This window comes from Deltaproteobacteria bacterium, from assembly GCA_016183175.1.
GTDB lineage: Bacteria > UBA10199 > UBA10199 > UBA10199 > SBBF01 > JACPFC01.
On sequence record JACPFC010000102.1, the window covers coordinates 1 to 8,941 of the forward strand.

Here is an 8,941-nt window from a genome sequence, read left to right on the forward strand (position 1 = left end):
GCCTCGACTTCTTTTTCCGTCGGGGCAACACCCGCTGTCACCTGCTCCTTTGCCTCTTCCAGCGCGGCTTGGGTAATGTTGTCCAGAGGGTAAAGGCTGATTCCATCACTCATCGACTGATAGGTGATCAAACAATCGTTGTAGCCGTAGGTATTGTCGATGGCCCCTTCACTTTCGGTCCAAATTTTTGTCGTATAGTCCATAACAATCCTTTCTTGCTCCCTTACTTCCCTCCGCCAGCCCGAATGGCTTCCAGCCTTCTTTCCAGATCCCGATCGCGCTCTCTTTCCTCCGGACGCTTCTCCTCCTTTTCGATTCCCTTTTTCTCCCGAAGTTCTGCTTCAAACCGTACGGCCATTTCCGCCCGTTTAGCGGGATTCGATTCAACCGCCACCCCTTTGGCCTCCGCCTCCCGGACGATCAATTCGAAAACCAGCCGTTCACCCGCCTCGCTGATAAACCGGCCTTCGGCGGATATTGTTCGACGAGCCGTATCGAGGGTTTTATCGTCCACGCGAAACACCAGATCGGAAAAGGTTCCAACCGGATTCAGCGAGGTTGAAATATTTTCGCGATAGAACCGGGCCAGTCGCGGATCGACACTCTTCAGAGATTCGTAAACGGCTGTGTCGTTAACACGATGAAGGTAGAGTTCTTCCATGCCGGTGCGAATCACTTTGGGCGTTCCACCTACAGCGCTCGCCTCGCCCGTTCCCCCGCCCGAACTCCCCTTTCCTCTCCGCGGCGTACCGCCACTGCGCGGCTTTCCCGACCCGCTCGATGGACCGGCGCCGCCATTGCCTCCACCGCCGCCGCCTTGAGGGCCTTGGGGGGGTTCGGGGGGGATTGTCAATACAGAAAGCCTGTCTTTGAGCTTTTGGGCATACTCGACCTCCGAATCACCCGGTTGCATGGCAAAAGGGGAAGCGCTTCCCGGATTGATGTCGATGGCATCCACTTCCTTGGCCAGGGTGAAAGCAATTTCCTGTTCCGACAAAAGCGGTTCACCCCTGCCACTTCGTTGCGCATTCATTTCCGCAATCACAATCCTTTCGATCAATTCCCTGAACTCCGGCCGCCCCTTTTTAAGTCCCTGCGTCGGTTGTGCAAAGGGGGTTTCTCCCGGAACGATCACGGTCCCCCGCAAGGCCGCAAGGGCGGGACGCGCCCTGGCCAATTGCATGTCCAGATATCTCAAGTGGTCGCTTGCCGCCTCCGTAACCGAAGCGCCGCCGATATCAACGGTAATCGTGACATTTCCACGGTTATCATAGTCTTCCTTCAAATCCATCTGGCGCATCTCGGCGGCCATCGCATAGCGGCCGCTCATCTCCCAGTGCGTGCGGTTGTCGGCCGGTTTTTTGAGCCATTCAATTTCAGCCCGCGTCACCGTCAGCTCCGCCATCCTATCCCTGACCTGCTGGAGCACCCCCTCGCTTTGAATGGCGTCATAAATCTCTTTCATGCCAACCGTGGAAGGGATGTCCCCCAATTCCCTCTCGTATTCGGTGATTTTTTCTTCCAGTTTGGTCCGTCTGTCGTCGGCCCCCTTCTTTGTCGGGCTCATGGCGTCGATGTCATTTTGGGCCACCGAAATTCTCCCCTCGAGGCCCTGTCGTCGGGCCTTCAGCGAGGCCCCGGCCCGGTCGAGGGCATCGATGTCCTTTCGCGGATGGGCCCGGAGGGGCTGTTCCCTTTCGGTTGTGTCGTAAATCTGGTCCAAAATTGCGCGGTCGTAGGTGATTCCATGCGCGGCCTCCAGTTCCGGAAGACGCGCCTCAAGAATTTCCCGTGTCTCCGCGGCGTTGGACTCCGATTTTTCGTAAAAGGTACAACGGTCTTGATAGGCCTCGTCTTCAGAAAATACGGCCACTTCACCCCACAGCCGGCCATTTTCCTTGTAACCGGTGGTTGTCATCACAACGCTGACATCGCCGCGGGCCATGTAGGGTTTCAAGAGGTTATTCATATCGATATTTCCATCGCCCGATTTTCCGGCCCCCACAATCATGTGCCCTTCGTCAAACACCAAAATAGGACGCAGTCCGCTTGTCTTGGCCGCGCTGACGGCATCATCGATCAACTTGTCCACGTTTTGTTCAAAACCGCCGCGAAGCTGGGCCCCCTTGAACAGTTTGGCGATGAGGATCAAACGAACCTGCTGGCCGTATTGGCCCCGCGCAACCATTTCTTTGGCCACCGCCTCGGCCAACGTTGTTTTGCCGCTCCCTTTGCGCCCCCAGATAACCACGTTGGGGGTCATCTTCTTGCTGGTAATCCCGAGGACCTTGTCGACATCTTTCTCCATTCCCGTTCCCACGATGTTGGGAAGCCTTCCTTCCATGGCCTCCTGGTTAAGATCGATATAAAAATCCTTCGGTTGAGGCACCACATTTCCCCAGACATCGCGCTCGATGCCGTCTTTGCCCACACCGGCCAAGCCGGCGCCCATGATCCCTCTCGCGCCCTGGTTCTTTCTGTGAAGATAGAGCTGGAGCAACGCATTGCCCCCCATGCTGGCGGCGATGAGAGCGCCAATACCAATGGCTACCGTCACGTTTTTATGCCCCGCCTCGCCCGGATTATGCCTGTGGGCCTCCTCCACTGTAGAAGCGACGGCTCCGACAAATTTGGCCAGTTCTTTTTGCCCCTCCTCATCCAGATCCCCCAAAAGCAGTTTAAGGCCGGGGTAGTCGTCGAAATCCACCTCTCCCTTTTTCAATTGGGCTTGGAATTCTCCAAGTCGGGGGATTGCCGCGATTAATTTTTCGTGCGACTGGTCGGTAAAGATAACCACGTCGTCTCCGTTGACCTTGGCCTCGGTGATGGGGAAGCCGGCCACTTCGATAAGCAACAGGCGGACGAGATCCGCATAAAATTTCTGGAACGCCGGGTCCTGAAAAACGGCAGAGTCCAAAGCCAACGTACTGCGGTGGACCGCCTGATCAATCGGAAGCCCTTGCCCCAGCGGAATCATCAGTTTTTCGTTTTCATAGAAAAAGATATTTCCATCCTCCGATTTGGCAATGCCGTAGAGTTCCCGCAGTTTTGTCTGTTCTTCGGCCCATGCCAAAAGCTCCGGCGTAAAATAGCGCGGATAAGCCCCCAGGCTTCTTTCGATGGTGGGCGGCGTGAAATAGTCCGGTTGCGCCATTGTCCTTGGGTCCCCCATGGTCCAGCGATCGAGGATCTCGCGGGCGGAAGGGAAGGGAACCCCCACGGGAGCCATCCGGCCCTCTTCCTCGAGCACTGCCTGGGTTTTTCCGGCCTGATCGGTCTGCGAGTACAACGCGACCGTCGCCACATCGGGGGAAAAGGCCGATATATCGGGAAGCGACTCCAAAAAGGCCTCGTTGAACGGTTTTTCCGCCTCGTCGCGCGCCTTTAAAAATTCATCCTCGGTAAACTTGACCGTTGCGGAAAAATTTCCGGTATTAATGTTTCCCAACGATCCGTCATCATCCGCAAAATGCCAGCGAAGAGTGACATATTTCCCCGGCAGGGAGGTCGGCGCCTTAAGAGGAAGATATGCCATCTCTTCGGACTTCGTCATCGCCGGCGAGGCAAGCGACTCAAGGCGCCACACAAACCCCTCTAATCCCCAATGGTGTCCATCAGAATCCACGCCGCCAATGGGGCCGGAAATAGCGACTTGGGCGATAATACCACTTTCATTCATATGCACCGGAACCATGTCATAATCCAAACCGGTCAGCCCCCAGACCTTTTGCACCGTCTCATCCCAAAAAGTCTCCCACGCCTCCGCTTCGATAAGATAGGGGAGGACAAAAGACGCTTCCACATTTTGAAGGGTGGAATAGGCAGTTTGAACCTCTTTTTCGTCGTAAATGTTCAGCGCCTTGAATTTTTCCAGATGTTCCGGGTTTGGTTTGGCGGTTGTTTCTCGCGCAAACCGGCCAAGATTGGAAAGGTCCGGCGCGCTGATTTTGTACTTGTCGGGGGCAGACAAATTTTTGCCCCTCCAGTCGAGAAAGGCCTTCAACTGACCCCACTCCTTCCCGCCGATTTCTTTTTTGAAGCTGATTTTAATCCGGTTGGGAGTGGGTGAATCGGAAAAAACACCTTTTTCAACAGTGATATTGCCTTCAAAAATTTTTTCCAGTTCGCCGGTCGCCTCCGCATTGGCGCCCAGGTACACCGTAAAACCGCCGGGGTTTTGCATATTCTCGATCAGGGCACGCAGATCGAGGTCGTCGGGATTTTTAAGATAAGCGTCTTTCTTGCCGGTTCCCCACTTCGAGGTGAGAAATTTGCCTTTAAAGGCCTCAAACCCGTCGGCGCTGAAATTAACCGCATATAAACCGCCAAAAAGCGTTTCGGTCTCGGTAAAAACACCCGATTCAAAACCCTTGGACTCCTCTTCGTCCGCGGGCGTTGCCGGATCTTCATCGTAGTGGCCGTCATCCAGATTGTCGATTTCCTCGGCCGTTTTGGGACCCACGGTGATGTAGAATAACTTATCCATAAGAAGATTTAAGCGCCTTGCCAAACAATGTCTTTATCGGCAATTTTCAAAAAAAGTTGCGTGGAATTTTTGGGGGGGCGGATAAGGATCGGTGATGTTAGTCTAACTATTTGATATCTCTTATGTATTATTTCAAGATGACTTGACTGGTCAGATTGTCTCTGGTAGAGTTTTGGTGTGAAAGAGTCATCCGTAAATCAATTGAACATCACCGAGTTTAAGGCCAAGTGTTTGAGCCTTTTGGACAAAACCGCTAAAAAGGGGGTGGAGTACATCATCACCAAACGGGGGGAACCGATCGCGCGGGTGATCCCGGCTAAAAAGGAAAAACGCTCTTTGAGAGGGTCCCTGAAAGGGAAGGCCTCAATCCATGGCGATATCGTCCACTTCGACACCTCCGACCTGTGGGAAGCCCTCAAAGAATGAAATACGTCCTCGATACCCATATCCTCCTTTGGATAACCGTGGACGACCCCATCCGAAAATCGGGCGTTGTCGCCATCATTTGAGCGCGCCGTTATTCGCCGCCGTCGGAAGGATCCACAAAATCGATGCGGCTCCCGGGGTCGTAAAGAACAAATTTGCCATCGGGCCCTTTTCCCACATTCCAGCCGTCACGGTGTGACTCATCCTGGTAGCCTTCATACATCCTCTCCAATGTTCGTCTGACCACCTGCATTTCAGTGGACCGGCTGGCCTTGATTTGTTCCAGCATTTCGAGAACACCGTACATATCATCCTCATTAAACCGGCGGGGCACCCATTCCCGCACCAGGAAATCACGGCCGACTACCCCCAGTTCAGGCACACGGATTCCTTCGACACCCTCCTTTTCAAGGGCCCGTTGAATTCTTAAAAAGGCCCGGACCTGGTCGCGCAACAAGCTCTCGGCAAGCCCCAAATCACTGTCCCCAAACTCCTTGACCGCCATCGGCTCTCCGACCATTCGGTAAACCGTCCCTTCGTCGCCGCTTTTTAAAAGCCGCAACCGGGGATGGACTTTCTCCCTATATTCCATGAAGGTTTGCGGGGAAAAATTCACACCATGGCGCCGGGCCTGCCTCAAAAGTTCTTTTTCCTCTCCCCGCCACTTTTTTCCAAGGAATTCAAAAAGGGCTTCTTCCTTTTCGATTCCATCCGCCATCCTGTTTCCCTCGGCGTCATGCAACGTTTGGCGTTCCCTGTCCCATTTCACGGTCATCCTTGTCACTTCCCTGTAAATCGGGACTGAATAAGGACTCACTTCATATTCCGTCTGGTGGGCCAACTCCACCTTGACGTGATAGTGTTCCATGGCTTCTTGAACGGACCCAAACGACTGCGTCTGGCCTCCGCCAACCTGCACAATAACCCTTTGCGGCATTCCCCCGGCATAGAAGACCTCAAAGGTAATCCGGCGGCCCCCTTCCGCCGCACATTTGATGATCTCCTTTAATTTTAGGACGCGGGCCTGGCCAAACCGGCGCGCCCTCTCCCTTTCCACTTTTGAATCGGCGGAGGGGTCAAGAACATGCCCCAAATTTTCCCATTCGGGCGTGCCGGGATAAGTCTCCACCCAGGAAGAGAGAAGGCTGAAAAGCTCCTCTTTCCTGACGCGCGGATTTTCCTTCTTGATCTCCAAAACCTCATCGGGAAACCCTTCGAATATCAGGGAAACCCTCTCCTTTTTTGGCTGGTTAAAAGGCCGCGACAAAAGGGTAAAAATTTGATCGCCATCAAGACCCTCGCGAGACAGGGCAACCGCGGCATCCTCAAAACCTCTCCAAGCGAGAGGGACAATATCCAACAGGTCTGCCTCCGCGGCCCGGCTGGTCCATCTGCTTAGATCAAAGATCAACCCTCTCTGTCTCTTCTCGGACAAAGGGGTTGCTGACAAAGCCGCAATGGTCTGGCCGGCCCAAAGTTGAATGGTCAAAGCGGCCGCTCTGTTGGCCGCCTGCGCTCTTTTCCCACCGGTCGAGTTTCCTCTTCCCATCTGAAAAACAAAATAGACCAGGAGGAGTCTGTGTTCGGGACTCGATCTTGAATTTCCCGCATAAATCGACTGGACAATGCCGGGGGCCACCTTTTGTTCCTCAACGGTGAGCTTCAGGTCTTCCTGCAACATGCGAATCAATTCGTCGACCTCCTCATTTCTTTTCCCTCGCGGATTCAGGTGATCACGGATCTGGCGATAACAATCTCCATTTGGCGGCTTTTCGGCCTTTTTTTCTCTCCCCTTTTTTGGATCCGCCGCAACACCGCCGCCGTCACCGGATCGACTGCTCATTCTGGCCCCCAAGGCGCCCGGAGAAGGGGGGAAAGAATTTGAGGACCGACGCATCAGGGATCGGGCGAGGAAATCGGCAAGGTGATCGGGCAGATGTCTGAAAAAGAGCTTATACATCCACAGGTCTGCCGCGTCTTTCATGTCTTGCTTGAATTTTTCCCACTCCTTGAGGTCGGGAACCCCCACAATTTCCGAATCGTCCTGGTAGCGGAGAGGCGGCTTCTCGCGGCGCGGCTGATCCGATTCCATGAAGATGAGCGCCAGCGGCGAAACCCGGGCGAAAGTCGCCGCCAGCCGCAATGCCCCCATCAGCAAACCTTCACCAGCCGCCATCTCGGCGCCGCCTGCGGCGGCGGCCCCCCCTTCGAGCATCGCCGCCTCTGTTCCCCATGCGACAGATGCCCTTCCGAGGGCGGTGGGGGCGGCCAAACGCACGGCCGCTGGAACCGCTTGCCGCGCGGCAACAATGCCGCCCAAAGCCAGCGGGGCCTTGTAGCTATCTTCCGGATCAGCCGAGGACAAAGAGCAAGGAGTGGCGGCGGTTTCTGTGGAGGGGTCTTCCGGCCAAAGTCCGGAATCGCTTGCCAGCAATAAGGGCCAGATGATCATCTTATCCTTATCGGCAAGTGGATAAAAAAGTTGCCTGGTTTTTTTATGTAGCTAATCTATTGAAATTTCAAGAGAAAATTTTGTTCCCTATCCGTCCGCTACCAGGCCACAACCGGCGCCGGGACAAAGGTGCCGGTAACCATTGTTGGGGTGGCCACGACATTGACAAACGTCGTCATGCCGGCAAACGTGGCGGCGCTCACGGTAGCCAGAGACGAAACCGGAGACGAATAGGCGGTAACGGCGGCCACGGCGGGTCCGAACTGTTGCGTAAAAGACGCCTCCGGATTCGGCTCCCCCGCCGCCAGATTAAGGGCCAAAAAGACAGGGCCCATGATGCCATGGCTTCGGCCGCTTGGACCGTCTGCCCCCGCCTCGGCGGTCGGTGGGGCCTCCGCCGGCGCCGGGGCAGGCACCGCGGCCCCCTCCACCGGTTGCGGCTTGTGAACATCAACCCATCGGATAAGGGCATCAATATCGGCCCTGGCCTCGGGCACAACCTCTATCACAACCCGGAAGATTTCTTCACGGTGAAACAACGTCGGCCTCTCCGCCAGATGTTTCCGTTGGACGCGGGTGCGCCTTAAAGCAAGGGCAAGCCCCAGCGAAGGGCTGATCATGGCCAGATCCACAATGAGCTTCAGTTCGCGCCGGGCAATTTCACTGGCCAAGGTCTCCCCACGTACGTCGTGCAAAAGCCGTTGAAGCACAAGGGTCAGGGCGGTGGGTTTGATCTCCCCCTCCGAGGTTAACAGATCTTTCCAGCGGTTGTTCGATATCCCGACCCGACCCGCAAAATCTTCAAAGGGCCTGCGCTTCACTTGGGGGGCTACATAGTAAACAGGGTCAAGATCTCCCTTGCGCAGATAAAAAGGGGCGTACTGGCGGGGGTATCTTGTTTTCAGATAATATTTGGCCTCTTCGCGGGTCTTTTCCCTCATCCTTTTAACCAGGTTTGTGCGAATGATTAATTCCTCCATAACGATCCGCCGGAATTGTTCCAGCTCCTCACCCGCAAGCTTTTTGTCAAAAAGCTGGGAAACCCCGGCCTCGGCCGCCGCCACCGCAATGGCGGCCGCCTCCTCCATGATCAGTCGCTCATCATCCGGCCGGGGGACCAGCCAGTGTTTTCCATACTTTCTTTGCTCCGGGGGTAACGAACTTAAAAGATGAGCTGGAGGACCCATTTTGGCCACCCGATGAATGGCCCAAGCCGCGGCAACGGTCATTTCGGGGGAAACGGTTTTCGCATAAGCCAACAAACACCCAAGGGCCATCTGGGTAAAGACCACAAAATTATTGACCGGATTTTCAAACAGCTGATTGCCGCTTCCATAGTAGACATCCTCCCGCCACCGACCGAGCAGTTCGGGGGTAATGCCGGGATCGGGGTTGGTCATGGGGCCAAAAAAGGCATTTTTGGCCAGACGTTCCACCAAATGCCGGGTCCAGGCGAGATCCCGGGTGAGGGTTTTTTCATCTCCCAGATTCAAAACAACATCGGCTCCCTTGGCGAACTCTTCGACACTCACCCCCGGTCTAATCCCCTGGGCCATTCTCTTCTTGTATGAATCGCC

The 8,941-nt window shown here is 55.0% G+C and carries 5 protein-coding genes; 1 reads left to right on the forward strand and 4 read right to left on the reverse strand.

What is annotated here, in order from left to right; translation table 11 throughout:
- Both HYU99_09735 and HYU99_09740 read right to left on the reverse strand, forming a co-directional pair.
- Nucleotides 1–203: hypothetical protein (locus HYU99_09735; protein MBI2340626.1), on the reverse strand; the 203-nt coding region annotated here is incomplete at its 3' end.
- Nucleotides 204–223: 20 nt separating this feature from the next.
- Entirely contained in the window at nucleotides 224–4,486 is a 4,263-nt protein-coding gene (locus tag HYU99_09740) for an ATP-dependent Clp protease ATP-binding subunit (protein ID MBI2340627.1), read from the reverse strand.
- A gap of 177 nt (nucleotides 4,487–4,663) precedes the next feature.
- On the opposite strand from HYU99_09740, the gene HYU99_09745 reads away from it, so the two are divergent.
- Nucleotides 4,664–4,912 carry a type II toxin-antitoxin system prevent-host-death family antitoxin gene (locus tag HYU99_09745; protein ID MBI2340628.1) on the forward strand — a complete coding sequence of 83 codons (249 nt, stop codon included), beginning with the start codon at nucleotides 4,664–4,666 and terminating at the stop codon, nucleotides 4,910–4,912.
- A 91-nt stretch (nucleotides 4,913–5,003) separates the two neighbouring features.
- Here HYU99_09745 and HYU99_09750 read toward each other — a convergent pair whose 3' ends face one another.
- Nucleotides 5,004–7,364, reverse strand: coding sequence for a hypothetical protein (locus HYU99_09750; GenBank protein ID MBI2340629.1), 2,361 nt, complete (start codon nucleotides 7,362–7,364; stop codon nucleotides 5,004–5,006).
- A gap of 98 nt (nucleotides 7,365–7,462) precedes the next feature.
- Entirely contained in the window at nucleotides 7,463–8,920 is a 1,458-nt protein-coding gene (locus tag HYU99_09755; protein MBI2340630.1) for a hypothetical protein, read from the reverse strand.
- Nucleotides 8,921–8,941 lie beyond the last annotated feature (21 nt).